Origin of the sequence: Paenibacillus harenae DSM 16969 (genome assembly GCF_000422465.1) — a bacterium.
GTDB lineage: Bacteria > Bacillota > Bacilli > Paenibacillales > Paenibacillaceae > Pristimantibacillus > Pristimantibacillus harenae.
On the sequence record NZ_KE383844.1, the window covers coordinates 448,895 to 464,369 of the forward strand.

General features: G+C 48.0%; 19 protein-coding genes. 6 read left to right on the top strand and 13 right to left on the bottom strand.

Going from position 1 to position 15,475, the window contains the following annotated elements; all coding sequences use genetic code 11:
• Positions 1-7: 7 nt before the first annotated feature.
• From H581_RS0126110 to H581_RS0126120, 3 genes are read left to right on the top strand one after another with little or no spacing between them, the layout of a single operon-like run.
• A complete protein-coding gene (locus H581_RS0126110; protein ID WP_028612567.1) occupies positions 8-973 on the top strand; it encodes an ABC transporter permease in 966 nt (321 codons plus the stop codon).
• Between the two features lie 15 nt (positions 974-988).
• A complete protein-coding gene (locus H581_RS0126115; protein ID WP_028612568.1) occupies positions 989-1,870 on the top strand; it encodes an ABC transporter permease subunit in 882 nt (293 codons plus the stop codon).
• Between the two features lie 48 nt (positions 1,871-1,918).
• A complete protein-coding gene (locus H581_RS0126120) occupies positions 1,919-3,538 on the top strand; it encodes an extracellular solute-binding protein (protein WP_036720093.1) in 1,620 nt (539 codons plus the stop codon).
• 800 nt (positions 3,539-4,338) lie between these two features.
• Here the strand turns inward: H581_RS0126120 and H581_RS0126125 are convergent.
• Complete coding sequence (locus tag H581_RS0126125; RefSeq protein ID WP_028612570.1) at positions 4,339-4,686, bottom strand: winged helix-turn-helix transcriptional regulator; 348 nt, start codon at positions 4,684-4,686, stop codon at positions 4,339-4,341.
• 194 nt (positions 4,687-4,880) lie between these two features.
• On the opposite strand from H581_RS0126125, the gene H581_RS0126130 reads away from it, so the two are divergent.
• Positions 4,881-5,834 carry an NADP-dependent oxidoreductase gene (locus H581_RS0126130; protein ID WP_051251384.1) on the top strand — a complete coding sequence of 318 codons (954 nt, stop codon included), beginning with the start codon at positions 4,881-4,883 and terminating at the stop codon, positions 5,832-5,834.
• A 103-nt stretch (positions 5,835-5,937) separates the two neighbouring features.
• Here H581_RS0126130 and H581_RS39125 read toward each other — a convergent pair whose 3' ends face one another.
• Positions 5,938-6,018: a hypothetical protein gene (locus H581_RS39125; RefSeq protein WP_245600179.1), complete on the bottom strand. Its 81-nt coding sequence runs from the start codon at positions 6,016-6,018 to the stop codon at positions 5,938-5,940.
• Positions 6,019-6,117: 99 nt separating this feature from the next.
• Here H581_RS39125 and H581_RS0126135 point away from each other — a divergent pair, with 99 nt between their 5' ends.
• Positions 6,118-6,525, top strand: a complete 408-nt coding sequence (locus tag H581_RS0126135; protein WP_028612572.1) for a DUF4267 domain-containing protein — start codon at positions 6,118-6,120, stop codon at positions 6,523-6,525.
• Between the two features lie 151 nt (positions 6,526-6,676).
• Here the strand turns inward: H581_RS0126135 and H581_RS39790 are convergent, their stop codons facing one another.
• The 7 genes from H581_RS39790 to H581_RS0126165 all read right to left on the bottom strand — a co-directional run bounded on the left by H581_RS39790 (position 6,677) and on the right by H581_RS0126165 (position 10,991).
• Positions 6,677-6,817, bottom strand: a complete 141-nt coding sequence (locus H581_RS39790; protein ID WP_084134824.1) for a group II intron maturase-specific domain-containing protein — start codon at positions 6,815-6,817, stop codon at positions 6,677-6,679.
• Between the two features lie 41 nt (positions 6,818-6,858).
• A complete protein-coding gene (locus H581_RS0126140) occupies positions 6,859-7,521 on the bottom strand; it encodes a DUF998 domain-containing protein (RefSeq protein WP_036720096.1) in 663 nt (220 codons plus the stop codon).
• 19 nt (positions 7,522-7,540) lie between these two features.
• Positions 7,541-8,350, bottom strand: a complete 810-nt coding sequence (locus H581_RS0126145; RefSeq protein WP_028612574.1) for an alpha/beta fold hydrolase — start codon at positions 8,348-8,350, stop codon at positions 7,541-7,543.
• 86 nt (positions 8,351-8,436) lie between these two features.
• Positions 8,437-8,808 (bottom strand): YciI family protein, encoded by a 372-nt coding sequence (locus tag H581_RS0126150; RefSeq protein WP_028612575.1) that lies wholly within the window; start codon positions 8,806-8,808, stop codon positions 8,437-8,439.
• Positions 8,809-8,935: 127 nt separating this feature from the next.
• Positions 8,936-9,277 carry a DUF1801 domain-containing protein gene (locus tag H581_RS0126155; RefSeq protein WP_028612576.1) on the bottom strand — a complete coding sequence of 114 codons (342 nt, stop codon included), beginning with the start codon at positions 9,275-9,277 and terminating at the stop codon, positions 8,936-8,938.
• Between the two features lie 26 nt (positions 9,278-9,303).
• The gene (locus H581_RS0126160; RefSeq protein ID WP_028612577.1) at positions 9,304-10,560 is read right to left on the bottom strand and encodes an RNA polymerase sigma factor; all 1,257 of its coding nucleotides are present in this window, start codon (positions 10,558-10,560) and stop codon (positions 9,304-9,306) included.
• On the bottom strand, positions 10,557-10,991 hold the full coding sequence (locus H581_RS0126165) for a YciI family protein (protein ID WP_028612578.1): 435 nt from the start codon (positions 10,989-10,991) through the stop codon (positions 10,557-10,559). Before H581_RS0126165 ends, H581_RS0126160 begins: the two co-directional genes overlap by 4 nt.
• Before the next feature lie 263 nt (positions 10,992-11,254).
• On the opposite strand from H581_RS0126165, the gene H581_RS0126170 reads away from it, so the two are divergent.
• Positions 11,255-11,860, top strand: coding sequence for a TetR/AcrR family transcriptional regulator (locus H581_RS0126170; RefSeq protein WP_028612579.1), 606 nt, complete (start codon positions 11,255-11,257; stop codon positions 11,858-11,860).
• 240 nt (positions 11,861-12,100) lie between these two features.
• On the opposite strand, the gene H581_RS0126175 is transcribed toward H581_RS0126170, so the two are convergent.
• The 4 genes from H581_RS0126175 to H581_RS0126190 all read right to left on the bottom strand — a co-directional run bounded on the left by H581_RS0126175 (position 12,101) and on the right by H581_RS0126190 (position 15,435).
• Positions 12,101-12,685, bottom strand: a complete 585-nt coding sequence (locus tag H581_RS0126175; protein WP_028612580.1) for a DUF1349 domain-containing protein — start codon at positions 12,683-12,685, stop codon at positions 12,101-12,103.
• Positions 12,686-13,279: 594 nt separating this feature from the next.
• Positions 13,280-13,771 carry a DinB family protein gene (locus tag H581_RS0126180; RefSeq protein WP_028612581.1) on the bottom strand — a complete coding sequence of 164 codons (492 nt, stop codon included), beginning with the start codon at positions 13,769-13,771 and terminating at the stop codon, positions 13,280-13,282.
• Positions 13,772-14,455: 684 nt separating this feature from the next.
• Positions 14,456-14,719: a hypothetical protein gene (locus tag H581_RS0126185; RefSeq protein ID WP_028612582.1), complete on the bottom strand. Its 264-nt coding sequence runs from the start codon at positions 14,717-14,719 to the stop codon at positions 14,456-14,458.
• Between the two features lie 125 nt (positions 14,720-14,844).
• Positions 14,845-15,435, bottom strand: coding sequence for a TetR/AcrR family transcriptional regulator (locus H581_RS0126190; RefSeq protein WP_028612583.1), 591 nt, complete (start codon positions 15,433-15,435; stop codon positions 14,845-14,847).
• Positions 15,436-15,475 lie beyond the last annotated feature (40 nt).

Consider the following 15,475-nt stretch of genomic DNA (forward strand, 5'->3'; position numbering starts at 1 on the left):
GACGTCTATGGCAGCCACGTTGGACGGATCGGACAACCCGGAAAAATCATCGGAACGGAAGCCGGGTCGCCCGGGCAAATGGAAGCCGTTCCGCAAAAATTGGGATCTGTACTTGATGGCTGCGCCCGTACTTGCGTACTTCGTCATTTTCGAATACGTTCCGTTGTACGGCTTGCAAATCGCTTTCAAAAACTTCGTCGCCTCGAAAGGAATATGGGGCAGCTCGTGGGCAGGCTTCGTCCATTTTGAACGTTTTTTTGACAGCTATCATTTCTGGAGATTGATTCGGAATACGCTTGGCATCGGTCTGTATGAGCTTGCCGTCGGATTTCCTTTGCCCATCCTGTTGGCGCTAATGATCCATGAGGCGCGAAACCGGCTGTTCAGACGGTTTGTACAAACGATCACCTATGCGCCGCATTTTTTGTCGACGGTCGTCCTGGCCGGTCTATTGTTTATTTTCCTGTCCCCGCAGACGGGCTTTGTGAACCAGTTCATCCGCCTGTTTGGCGGAGACCCCGTCTCTTTCATGACGGAACCGGGCTGGTTCAAGACGATTTATGTTCTGTCTGGCGCATGGCAGCATATGGGATGGAGCTCGATTATTTATTTGGCCGCCTTGGCCGGGGTCGACCCGCAGCTGCACGAAGCGGCGAGAGTCGACGGGGCCGGGCGAATCCAGCGAATATGGCATATCAATCTTCCCGGCATCATGCCGACCATCGTCATTTTGCTCATTCTGAACGCAGGCCGAATACTAAGCGTCGGCTTCGAGAAAGTATTTCTGATGCAAAATCAGTTGAATATGGAAACGTCCGACGTTATTGCGACCCATGTATACCGGATGGGCATTGCGGGAGCCCAGTACAGCTACTCGACGGCAGTCGGCCTGTTCAACGCGGCCGTCACGTTCGTCATGCTGATCGCGGTCAATGCCATCGCCCGCAAAGTCAATGAAACGAGCCTATGGTAAAGGGGGGGCCCGGAATTGGGGCAAACGAGAGCAGATAAATGGTTCGAAGCTTTTATTTACGTATCGCTGTCGCTTACGGTCCTGATCGTCGTCTACCCGCTCGTCTTTGTTATAAGCGCTTCGTTCAGCGATCCTTCGCACATTATGAAAGGGAACGTATGGCTATGGCCCGTCGAGTTTACGCTTGACTCCTATACGAAGGTGTTTCAGAACAAAAACATATTGAACGGATACCTGAACACGATTGTGTATACCGTTGTCGGCACCGCAATCAACTTGTTGCTCACGACGATAATTGCTTACCCATTGTCCCGGAAAGATTTCGCCGGCCGGAACGTCATTACCGGATTTATGGTGTTTACGATGTTTTTCAGCGGGGGAATGATCCCGACTTATTTGCTGGTCCGCGATTTCGGCATGCTCAATACGATATGGGCACTCGTCATTCCCGGCGCGGTATCGGTATGGAACGTCGTTATTATGCGAACGTTTTTCCAGAGCAGCATTCCGTATGAAATTCAGGAATCGGCCCAGATCGACGGCTGCTCCAACATCCGGATTTTGCTCCGAATCGTTTTGCCGTTGTCGATGCCGATTTTAGCGGTCATGACTTTGTTTTACAGCGTCGGCCATTGGAATGCCTTTTTCAACGCGCTCATTTACATGACCGATCGCGGCCGCTTTCCGCTGCAGCTGTTTTTACGGGAAATATTAATCCAGCACGAGATGACTGACATGGTGCAGGTTCAGGACGAGTCGCTCGTGAAGCATATGATGCAGGTGGAAGGGTTGAAATACGCGGTCGTTGTCGTGGCCAATCTTCCTGTCCTGCTGCTGTATCCGTTTTTGCAAAAGTATTTCGTCAAAGGTGTTATGGTGGGGGCTTTGAAGGGATAACCCTTAAGCAATACATGACAGATCTTGATTAGGGAGGATTTGAGATCCATGAAGAAAAAATGGAAAGTGTCGATGGCTGCCGCGATCTGTATGACTTTATTGGCGGCGGGATGCAGCGGAAACGGCGAGGACGCCGGGAAGACGACGGATCCGGGAGGCGCAGAAAGTCAGCCCAATATGAATGCGGCCGGATTTCCGATCGTGATGGATCAAATCAAGTTGACCTTTATGGCGGGCCAGGCGCCGACGACCAATCCGGACTGGAACAACGTAAGGCTGTTCAACGAGTACGAACAGATGACGAATATCGATATCGAATGGCAGATGGTTCCGGCTGCCGGACTGAAGGAAAAGTTCAATCTGGTCATGGCCAGCCGGGATTATCCCGACGCTTTCCATACGGCCAGACTGACGGCGTCCGATCTGACCAAGCACGGCCAGGAAGGATCGTTCATCAAGCTGGATGATCTGATCGACAAGCATGCGCCGAACTTCAAAAAGCTGCTCGACGCAAATCCGGCTCTGAGAAAGGGCATTACGATGCCGGACGGACATATTTACTCGTTCCCGACTTATTACGATCCGAATTTTACGTATTTGCTCGTCAGTTCGCCCCTGTGGCTCAACAAAACCTGGCTCGATAAGCTGGGTATGGCTCCACCGGACACGACGGACAAGTTCTACCAATATTTGCAGGCCGTGAAAACGACCGATCTGAACGGCAACGGCAAAAACGACGAGATTCCGTACGCGGGGATCAAGCCGGACAATTTGATCAATCATTTGAAAGGCGCCTGGGGCTTGACGAACCGCGGACGCTTGCATGCATATGTCGATATCGATCCGCAATCCGATAAGCTGCGCTTTGTTCCGACCGATCCGAAATACAAGGAGATGCTGGAATATATACATAAGCTTTATAAAGAAGGGCTGATCAATCAAGACATCTTCACGGTGCAAAACAACGAATTTTATGCGAAAGGCTCGGAAGGCATCTACGGATCGTCGATCATTACAAGCATGGAAACGCTCATGAAGCTGACGAATTACATCGGTGCTCCCGCGCTTGAAGGGCCTCACGGCGACCGCGTGTTTTCCTTTATCGGTTCCTCTCTCGCTTCTCCCGGCGCGTTCGTCATCACGGACAAAAACAAGCATCCGGCCGAAACGGTGCGCTGGATCGATTACTTCTACGGCGATGAAGGAAACCTGAAGTTTTTCATGGGCTGGAAGGATGATACGTACGAGGAGCAGCCGGACGGCTCGGTGCAATATTCGCAAAAAATGGTCAACAGCCCTGACGGTAAAACGCTGGAGCAGATCGTCGCGCAATCTTTGACATGGCCGGGCGGTTCTTATCCGGGCATCGTGAAGGAGAAGACATTCAAAGCCGCATTGCCTTCGATGATCGCCGCCACGGAAACGGTAAAGCCGTATCTTCCGGAGGAAGTGTGGCCGGCCTTCATCTATACGCTGGAAGAGAACGATCAGATGACGCAGCTGCATAACGACATCGACATTTACGTGAAAGAAACGCAGGCGAAGTTTATTACCGGCAGCATGTCGTTCGCGGAATGGGACAAGTACGTGGAGCAGTTTATGAAAATGGGCCTCGACGAGTATATGAACATCTATAACGCCGCATACGAACGCTACAAGAAAGGTTGAAGCCATCATGCTGTGAAAGCGATGCTTCGGTGTGTGGATCATTTTACCCATATTCCTGGCAAGAAGCGCGCTTCTCGCCCATATGAAGCGCTCGTAAGGATCGACGATTAAAATTCACCATAGATTACATCTACTTTGCGGGTGGTGACACCGCCTGCAAAGTAGATGTACATAAATGTAATAAAACTTAGGCAAGAAAACGACAGCCCTTATGTCCGCTGCCGTTTCATCGCATTCATTTTAATCCGGATTTTTTCAACCTTTTTATCTGAGAATCTTTAATGATTCTCCAAAGCCAATCGTATACCCTTGTGGATCCTTATTGCGAACTCTTTCATCTGATAATTATTTGTCCTGAGTTCGTATTGAAAAAACGCCCTTTTAAATTTGAATTCAGCATATAAATTATTAATGCCTTCTACCATTGCATATACGTTTACGGCATTTTATCTTACTTTCAACCACTACGACATGGAATCTCTCCTTCAAAATCAATGTTCAATAGAACGGTTCTTGCAGCATTATCTGGGACATAAATAGCATACGAAGAGTTAAAAATCTTCATAAATCCGTAGCTAACCTTCCTCAGTAAATCATGTATCTCATTATCCACTAAAAATTGTCTCCATCTCAGACACAGACAATCAGTAATACGGGTTTGCTTCCAAAGAACGTTCGTACGATCCTTAGCTCAAGGTTGGTATATGAAAAGAAGGGCCATCCGATAAAGGATGGCCTTAATACTTGCCGTTACAAACATCACGGAGAACCCTACCTAAATGACTGGCATTCAGGCACAGTCAGCCATCAGGTTGTTTGGCTCCGCCATGATTGTCGCGTTCGATATGCGCTTGTCCCCAACCTGACAGCGAGCTCATAATCGGAATGAGAGTCTTGCCATAATCACTAAGAGAATATTCTACTTTAGGAGGAACTTGTGGATATACGTTTCTGATGACGACACCGTCATCTGCCAGCTCCCGAAGTTGTTGTGTAAGTATTTTTCGTGTAACTTGTGGCAAAGCTCTCTGTAACTCTCCAAAGCGCTTTGTTCGGCCAATCAGGTGCCGGAAGATATGAGGCTTCCACTTTCCGCTGATTACGGCCAGAGCCTTTTCGACAGGACAGAAAAGTTTTTCTTCGTTCATATTCTATCCTCCCCTGTATCAAAATGGATACCATGTTACTCAAAAGTGCGTTCTTGAGAGAATTCTGCTCAAGCAATTATAATACAAGGCATACAAGCCATACAAGCTGAGCATATTGCGGCGTTTGCAATTGGCGTTGTTGAAAAGCAAAGCATTGAGGAAAAATATATTAGACAAGGGAGAGAAGAATTCAAATGTCAAAATCAATGATGAAGGCAGTGCGTGTGCATGATTTCGGCGATCCAGGTGTGCTGAAATTGGAAGATGTGGAACGTCCGGAGCCGCAATCCGGCGAAGTTCTTGTCCGTGTTGTATATGCGGCAGTGATTCCACTGGATTGGAAAATTCGCAGCGGAATACTGAAAGATATATTTCCCCAGCCGCTGCCGTATATTCCGGGAGCAGTGTTTTCCGGCAATATTGAATCCGTGGGCGACAATGTAACGGAATTTAAAGTAGGCGATTTCGTTTTCGGTAAGATGAAAGGAACTTATTCAGAATATGGGATCGTTTCCGTTTCTGAACCATATTTAAACGGGTTGTTGCATGTGCCCAAAAATCTCAAGCTGGAAGATGCAGCGACGATTGGAGCAGGAGCCGAATCAGCATGGAAAGCTTTGTTCACAGAAGGAAACTTGGAATCCGGTCAGACCGTTCTGATTCATGCTGCGGCCGGCGGGGTAGGACAATTCGCTGTTCAACTTGCTAAATGGAAGGGTGCCAAAGTGATCGGCACCGCTTCGAGCGCTAATCTCGATTATGTAAAATCATTGGGAGCTGATCAAGTGATCGATTATACAACTAATCCATTTGAAGATGTCGTAAAGGATGTCGATCTGGTAATAGATACGGTTGGGGGAAGTACGCAAGATCGATCATGGTCGGTATTGAAACCGAGTGGATGCCTCGTCTCGTTGGTGCAACCGCCCTCCCAAGAGAAAGCACGTGAATTCGAAGTTAAAGCCAAACTTAGCACCGCGTTTCCTACGTATGATGACAATATAGCGGTAGCGCAACTGCTCGCGGATGGCACCATAAAAGCGGAAATTGACAGGATATACCCGCTGAGCGAGGTAAAGGAGGCACACATACGAAGCGAGGGCAGGCATAGTCGCGGAAGAATTCTATTAAGTGCTAATCCCGTTTGATTCCATTGTGTTGGGCCATTATTTGGCAAATGAACAGGATAGAAGTACTCAGACGGGTATGAACCCGTAGCCTTAAGAGGCTGATTCTTCCCATTTTCGCTCATTATGATTTTCTCCCCAAGCACACATCACTTCTAACGGGTATGAGCATTTTTTGGGAGACAGCTGGAATGAGCTTTTCCAAATCACTAAATCGTTTGGTTGATTCGATCAGGTGCCAGTAGTTCTATGACTGGTTTAGTATGAAGTCAATCAAAGAAAATAGAAAAAGGAGATCGATAAAATGAGTCCATCGTATTGGGGGCCAAAGTCTGTAACGTTTTGGCTGGTAGGAGTTGTTACACTATTGATGTTGTATATAGGAGTAAACGGATTTCTTCAACCAGAAGCCGCAATACAAGGTTTTGGTCTACCATTGCAAGATGCTGCTGACAAACCTATTGTTTGGATTAAAGCAGATCGGGATTTATTCATCGGAGTATTTATGCTAGCTTTGATGGTGCTTCGGATGAGAAAAGCATCCATGGTATTTTTATTAGCTGCAACAGGTATGCCTGTAGTAGATGCGATTTTAGTATTGCAAAATGCAGTAGATAAAACGCCATCATGGATTCATATCGTAACAGTAGTATACATGTTGATCGTGAGTTGGATGTTGTATCAACAAGAGAAAAAAGCAAATATTTCATAACTCTACTTGAGTGAAAACGCGCGCCAAATCTACAACCGGTTTAGATCACATAAAAAAGGAAGCTTTAAAGGTCGAGTAGACCGGGGGAATTTCACCCCCAGTCTCTCACAGAACCGAACGTGAAGGTCTCCCTCCATTCGGCTCTTGTAAGTCAGGATTCATTGGCTGAGCCAGCGGCAAATTTCGAGAAATAATTGAACCACCCTCGTATGACAGGATTCATTAACTTTGCTAACTCCTCTATGGAAACAGATTTATGGCGATTACGTATCTCTCTTATGCGATCTCGCAGTCCTTGTCCTGCACTTTTGCTGAAGCCACCCTAATATGAACCTATGCTTTAGACACTTCGGCGCGCAAACGTATAGAAAGAGCCGAAACCCATCCAAACGCCACCAATCCGGCGCACCCCATAATAACGCCGATCCAACTATTCATGACCATGCCCGCTGCGATAAGCAAAGGAGAAATGATGCCCGTCGCTAGGCAATAGGTCTTCCAGCTGCGATCACCTTGCGCGGCAAACCGGCGGGCAAAAACAAAACATGCCGCAACCAGGCAGATGAAAGCCGTAAAGAAAGCCAAAGAATGGATGGCCGCAGAGCTGCTCATCGACGTCGGCATGCCCTCGGGGGCGCCGGGAGGAAAGCTGAGGCCAGGATCTGGCCGGAACAGCCCGGCCGCGATCATGCCGATCCCGTAAATCCCGATGAGCAATGGTCCCCATACGCCTCCCTTACCGCCTTGCAGCAAACTGCGAATTCCCATGGCCGCTAACACCGAGAGACATCCGGTGACGATAAAACCGGTACTCTGAATCCAACCCAAATCGCCCAGTGTTAAGGTGCTGATGGCGTGACGCCTGATATCGAATCCCGTACGAGTGAACGCCTGGATGATGGCTACTGCGAAAAACAACGGTGCGGAAACCGCCCCACCGATCAGTAGCAGTTTATTCAAATTTAGATTGCTCTTTTGGACAATTGCATTTTGCATAGAAATCTTCCTCTCGTAATTATTTTCCCATAAAAAATGTCGCAAGCTCCGATGAAATGATCTTCGCATCAAGCTTCTTCGTATGGCCGAGTCCCTTCTTGCTTTTCAGTTGCGAACGGGGAAGCACCTCGGCCAGCGCCTGAGTGGCGCGACGCATCGAAACCGGGCTCTCCGTGCCCTCGAGCACCAGCGTCGGCATTTGGACCGTGTTCCACGTATCTGCGGGTAGCGGCTTTCCGGTCGTATATCCTTCAAGTAAAGCCGCATCATAAGGGATCGTGTGCGCAACTGCCATCAGGTTGGACCATACACCCGGCATCAAGCGCATGATCCCGACAACGAAAGAAGGTGCGCCCATCCCTTTGGTCATGAAATATTGGATGGCTTCGGCACGGCGATTGTCCGTAATCAACTCCGTCACTTGCCTGATAAAATCTTTTGGCGGCTGGCGGTCCGCCACATCCACGATGAAAGGAGGCTCATGCAGCGCCAATTTCGCGATATTGGCACCCCATGCCGCTGCCTGCAGGGCAAGAACCGCGCCGGACGATATCCCCCAGACATAAGCCGACCCGCCAGCTTCATCGATCAAAGCCTGAAGATCTTCGATCTCTCGCTCGATGGCATAGGGCTGCTTGTCTCCGCTATCCCCGCGACCGCGACGGTCGTAGTTGTAGACCGTGAAGCGCTCCGATAACAGGGAGGCCAACTTCACCAGTCCCGGGAATTTCCGGTAGCTGAACGCTCCTCCGACTAAGATAAGCGCTGGGCCTTGACCGGCTTTGTCATAGGCGATCTTGGTGCCGTCTTTCGATGTTACCGTGTACATGGAAATTCTCCTTTGCAAGTTATTTATCCGAGTTTCTATTAAAGCGACGATCCACCGACGGGAGAATCGACACATCCGCGGAAAAATTATAGATATTTTTCGGGGATCTCATTCACCTGACGAAGCTCGATCTCTCCTACTCCGAATCCGCGGGGATCCGGCATCCGGAATGCCCATTCGATTGCTTCTTCTCTCGATCTTACATCGATAAGCGTGAAGCCGGCGACAAGTTCTCTTGTCTCGTTAAAGGGACCCTCCTTCATAACCGCTTCGTCTCCTGGAACAGGATAAGAGAGACGGGTACCGCTTGAGCTCGGAAGAAGATCTTCGGAGGCGAGCAGCACCCCGGCTCTCGCCAATTGTGCGTTGTACTTCCGCATCGCTGTTAGCACCTCCCGTCTTGTTGGATGTTCGGATTCGGAATCCTTCGTCGCTTTGATGATCAACATGAATCGCATCGTGTGCACCTCCTATTTTTGAGGCTTTTGTATTGCCTCTACCAATACAACGAATGGAATCCATGAAAATCGACAGGTTGGAGGGGTTCTGAAATAAGAAACCGCCCACTGATGGGCGGCTTCCGAGTTATAGCGTGCTGGAGGCTTGTTTTACCAAATCAGTTAGCATTCCGCCATCAATCTGTTGACCATTTCGGAATTTGATCGTCTTCCTTTCCGGAGGGCCGTCGAACACCCCTTCGGGCAACTCCAGCCCCGCCGTATTGAAGATCGTGAAGCTGACAGCATCCTTTGAAGTCGAGATCACTGCTGCATATTTTTTGTTCTTTAGGAAATGAGGCTTGTTGTATTGCATGCGTTCCTGAACGTCGGGAATGGCGTTATGGACGACTTGGCGTAAAAAATGGGATAGACTGGCTTGCCACGGCTCTTTGACTTTCTCGATAAACTCGGTAACCTCTTGGCTCATTTGACCTCTCCTCTCGCTTTCTTGTCTTATTGCGCGGCGCTCTCGGACGCACGCCTCAAGAGCAACTCGCGCTCCTTCTCATTGCGCGCCAGCGAAGCTGCTCGGTTGAATTCTGAACAGGCTTCTTGCTTTCGCCCCAGCTTCATGAGAAAGTCTCCTCGTACGCTGGGTAAAAGATGATAATTTTTAAAGGACGGTTCTTGCATTAACGCATCGACGACTTCTAGTCCCACTTCCGGGCCAAACGCCATCGAGAGCGCGACAGCACGATTCAGTTCGACGACGGGCGATGGCGCGACTTGGGAGAGAGCGTCGTAAAGCGCCGAAATCCGGACCCAGTCCGTCTCGGAAGCCGTGCGGGCACGGGCGTGACACGCCGCAATCGAGGCTTGAATCAGATAGGGACCGAATGCCCTTCCGAGACGCTCGGCTCGTTCGATCGCGGTCAGCCCCCGACGGATAAGAAGGTGATCCCATAGCGCCCGGTTCTGGTCCATAAGTAGAATCGGTTCTCCGCTCGGACTGACCCGGGCTCTGAATCTGGAAGATTGAATTTCCATCAGTGCCACGAGTCCATGGACTTCCGGCTCGTCGGGCGCGATCTCAGCCAACATCCGCCCGAGCCGCAGCGCTTCATCACAGAGCATGGGCCGGATCCAGCTTCCGCCGGAAGTCGCGGCGTACCCTTCGTTGAACATGAGGTAGATGACCTCAAGCACAGACGACAAACGCGCCGCCAGTTCAGCTTTCGGCGGTACTTCGAAAGGAACGCGTGCCGCTGCGAGAGTGCGCTTCGCTCGAACGATCCGCTGGGCGACGGTCGGTTCCGGAACAAGGAACGCGCTTGCGATTTCTTCGGTGGTCAATCCCCCGAGCAGGCGAAGCGTGAGCGCTACCTGCGCCTCGGCGGAAAGGACAGGATGACACGTCGTGAAGATGAGGCGAAGGAGATCATCGCCAACGGGATCGTCGAGCGCTTCATCCCAATCAGGCTCGTGCTGACGGTCGATTTCCCAGCCTAGCTCCTCGTATTTGCGGTCGCGCAACTTGTTCCTGCGCAGGTGATCGATAGCTCGACGTTTCGCGGTTGTCATCAGCCATGCTCCGGGGTTGTCGGGCATACCCGTCTCCGGCCATCGCTCGAGCGCGACGATAAGCGCATCTTGCGCCAAATCCTCGGCAAGTCCAACATCGCGTACCATTCGTGCGAGACCGGCGATAATCCTAGGCGACTCGATTCTCCAGATTCCATCGATGGAACGGTGGACTGCGGATTTCTTCACGACCTCGGCTTCCTCGTGACCTGTGCCCGCATTTCAAGTTCCTTGGCTAACGCTTCCGAGTCCTGGGTCAGTTCCGGCGCCTCCAACACTTGGCGCAGCTCGACTTCCCCTTCGCCGAAGCCGTGCGGATCCGGCATTCGCATTGCCCACTCGATCGCTTCTACCCTTGACTTCACCTCGATCAACGTGAAGCCGGCGATCAGCTCCTTCGCTTCCGTGAAGGGCCCGTCTACCACTTTTGCCTTTCCGCCTGGTTCGGGATAAGAGATGCGAATCGCGCTCGAACTCGGGTGGAGTCCTTCCGCTGCAACCAGCACGCCAGCCCTCGCAAGCTCCTCGTTGTACCTTGCCATTGCGTCAAAAAGCTCTTGACTCGGCATGACGCCGGCCTCGGAATCTTTTGTTGATTTGACGATCATCATGAATCTCATTGTGAATCTCCTCCTTGTTTATGATTTGCCTCTATATTCGCAACGAACGAGAGACATCGGAATCGACAGGTCAAAAAAATTTTTCTAACTTTCTTAATCAGTTGGAATGGCCTATTCGAACATGCCTATTTGGCCTACGACGATAATATACTTTTTAATCAACCGTCAGTCAAGTATTATCAACTATTAGGTCTAATTAAGATTGACTTTAAACCCTAAAATCACTACGATATAGCTAATGTTGGTATTGGAGGTCAAATTTAATGGGTGAAATAAGAAATGCTGAGCGTACTCGGAAAGCGATACTCCAAGCAGCAAAGGAAGAATTTTATGATAAAGGTCACAGGGGGGCTAGAATTGAAGCGATTGCGAAAAGAGCTGGATGCAATAAGCAATTAATCTATCATTACTTTAAAAGCAAAGATCAGCTCATCAATGAAGTTATCGATGATTTCCTTACTTCATTGCCGCAAGGTAATTTTGCTCTTCCGTCAAATCCTGTACAGATTGCGGAATTCAGATACAAAATCAATGTGGAACATTTAGTGGATTTTTTAAAATATACAGCTTGGGAAGCTATAGAGAATATCCCTGAAAATAGTAACGGAGTAGAACGAAGGATGAAAGTCCTGCATTCTTATGTTGAGGATATGAAGTCTAAACAGGAGATGGGACTGGTGCCACTGGAGCTGAACCCGGCTCTAATCACCTTAATGATTTCTAGTCTGACGATTTACCCTCTACTTTACAGTAAGGTTACGCGTATGATCACTGGGTATTCTGCGGAGGACCCGGAATTTCAAAAGCAATGGGCACAGTTTTTACACCTTATTAGTGAACGCATTTTTGAATATGTAAAACCGGAATAGCCACCCGCAAAGTGGATGGTTATATGTGTAAATTATTCATTAGGTTGGACCACCAAGCGATTATCTGGACAAGCGTATGAACACTCCTTGAAATACAGAGTCACCACTTGCTTAGGCGTATCAACAAAAGCCGACCAAAACTAGTTGTGTTCCGATGATGGCAATATCGCATTTAGTTGAGAAAAGGCAGCCAGCCGGCTGCCGTCGTGTTTTTATTAGCTTTCGGTTCGTTATACTCGCTCACTGACTTTGATTAATAAGCAAATGAGAAAATGTGACTAGACAACCTTCACCGGTTGGGGATTGCGCAACAATTCCCACCTTGATGTCCGTGGAGCATTCCAGCCCAAAATATCGAATGGTTTCCCATTTTTGTCCATCCTCTGAATAGTAAAATGAAAAGCAGCTACCTGTTCTCGTAATTTTTAGAAAGGGATTTCGTACTTCCACTTTGTACGAGATACAATCATCCGAAGTCGGGTTGGTCACCACGCTTATAATGGTGGGCCTATTTTCAAAAAACTCGAAACAGAGTTTTGCCCAGTGGGATTCATCCGACATGATCATTAAACATCCTGAATCATAAGGATCCTTCATTTCCACGGACACCCTTGTTTCCACCTGGAAATCCCCTTTGACTTGCTTATAAAGGAACGGTGCGGATGACCTTGTAGATTTTCCTGACGGGTCTATAAAAAAATCCGATTTAGGAGGGGCAACCACCTCGAAGGAACTATCCTGTTTAAAGCTCCAAGTGTCAGGTTCGTTCAACCACTTTAATTCCGAGCTTATCGCGTTATCAACGCAATGGTCAAATAGATTCAATGCCCTCACTCCTTTGTATGAGATGACAATTATACTGTAATATCAATTCCACATTTTATTAAATAATCCTGCCCGATAAGCAGGCTGCCAATCATGCAGACAGCCTGTCGTCATGGAGCTATCGTCATCAATAGGTAAGCATTTGATGTGATCTCCAGCTTTTCCCCTGCTCCACACGGAGCGTGCGAGTTTCCCCGCACTCCGCGCTCCATCTAACTGAATTTACTAGTCCATAAATTCCTCGTTACTTATCCCCACGTTCCTACCCGATCGGTGCAATGCACGCTTGGAAAACAATCGTTCTTTTCCGTTAGACTTGAGGCTGTTCCTCCACTCCCAGCTCCAGCGTTCTGCCGAATCCACCTGTTCTTCACACCCCATGACCTGTCAGACATGACGCATGCAGGAGTATTGGCGGGATGATTTCGGGAAACATGGTTCCTTCATTCCCATCCTCAGTTGTAAAAAGATTAAACTTTCTAATCTCCTGTTTTCACGTTGTTAGAACTTATAACAGAACTTGTCGAACGGTATCCGTTAGCTGAATTCCAGATAAAAGTCATGGTTTTGATATCTAACAACACCAAAACCGGATTATCCTCTTGGAAGCTTAGAAATCCAATTCATTATTGTTAAAAGATGCTCTGCGTAATGCTGATAAGTATTGTTTCCAAGCGCTCCGTCAACAGTGTCCCCCAGCAGCCTGGTGAATTCCCCAAATGGATCAAATGCGGACTCCGGCAACCCCTCTACAACCGCTACGACCTGCCTAAAAGAGGCGTCCCATGCCTGAATGATTTGTTCAAGAGATTGATCGCGTCGAACTGCAACAGCCTGCTCGTTGAATAAATTGATGTCGGTCTCCTCAGGCTCGTAGTGCTTGCCTTCAAGCGCATAACGAATTTCAGTTAAAGCGAACTGTTCATGAGCAATAAAGTGCGAGATGACCTCTTTTATGCTCCACTTACCGTTCACGCCTGGTGTTTCCATCTGCTCAGGCGAAAGCCGCTTGATTCCTTCATTAAATTCTTTATATCCATTATGAAGCCGACACAGAAGTTCACCCTTGCTAACAAAGTCATCCATTACAATCCCCCCAGTATGTGGTTCAACACTCTTCTTCAATATCTACTCTTATTGTACCGACTTCTTTTGGGGTAAGAATTATTTTATCTAAACTATCTTCCCGACCAGTTTAATCCTGCGGCAGCCTCGTTGTGATGGAACTATCGTAACGGGGGAGTTCAACGACTTGTACCGAAAATATGAAAAAAAAGCCAGGCAAGGTACACCACTGATGGCTGGCCTCATTTTGCTTATTGGTGTGGTAACATCTCTACAATTTCACCCTGCACCATTGATGATCTTTTTGTGCGTTACGTTACTTTTATTCAGTTCTGTTGGTTTTATGGATGATCACAAAAAGACAGCGTGGCAAGATCGGTCGAGTAGACAGGTACGATAGCAAGCATTGTTCCCTCATTCATCATCTGATGAAGCCTGCGCAATGATATCCTTCAGCGAAAGCCCCTTGGGAGAAGCGTTGCTGTATATTGTCGGTAACCATCCCGTATCCAGCTATCAAGCACTGATGGATTAATAACGGTCTTATCCCTAAGCTGTAGAAATTGCGGATGGTGCTGTTGCACCCACAGCCTTGCTTCCTTAATATTATCTACGCTGGGAATAACTAATGATTTGGGGATCAGATCGAATAAATTGTTGTTGACCACGCGTTTTTCATACAGCCTAGTGAAAATAGAGGTATAATCATTCCTGATTGTTTTTGAACCACTTGTTCTGCTCATATATGACCGTATACGAAATATTAGTTCTGGAATCGTCACTTACTTCGTTATATTGCTGCAGGGTACTGGGAATCATGTTCTCGCCTGCAGGACTCGTTGAAATGCTGTATTCGTTCTGAAAAGTGCCAATACCATAAACTCTGTCCGCCATGATTTCCTTCGGTTGATAAACCAGAAAACATGCAGCCGCCAAGAGGGTAGCGCTGCTTATTTCGATACCGAACAACAACTTTACCCCATATTGTTGCTATCGTGTTCCTTTAGCCTAATGACCTAGCGCTTTCGAACGCTCCTGCATTATCTTTATCCGATTATTGAGGCATTGAAAACTAAAAATTCGTTTGCATAAAGTTATTTTTTCAAAAACTGCATTAAGAATTCCACATTCGGCAACCCATACTCTTCCTTCTCAACTTCCTCCATAATAAGACAATTGATGATGTAAAAGTACCAAGCCAACAGCTTCCGTGGATCTCCCAGGGAGAATTCTCCAGCTTGCTGCCCTTGAACAAAGATTGGAATAAGCCTGTCGAGTACAACATCCTCTGAATGTTGTTCAAGAATCCGTGCGGCCTCATCTGGAATATCACCCGTCTTGCGGGCCTTTAGAATTAACATAAATGCATATTTGCTGCTCTCATCAAGCATACCTTCGGTTAAAGCTTTGATTTGTTCAAATGGAGAGCCAGGCAAATATTGAAGGTTCTCGGTTTCCTTCTTCGCTTCTTCGATTAACTCCTGAACAAGCGTAGTGAAAAGCTCGTCCTTGGATTTGAAATATCGGAAAATTAGACCTTCGCTGATACCGGCTTCCGCAGCGATCATACTCGTTTTCGTTCCCAAGTATCCGTGCCGGGCAAATCGTTTTAGCGCCGCTTGCTTAATCTGTTCTCTGCGTTCGTCGCGGATCTGATTAAGTTGGTGTTTATTTAATGGGGACAATGATCCTCAATCTCCAATCTTATTAAGGGTTTATCCTCAT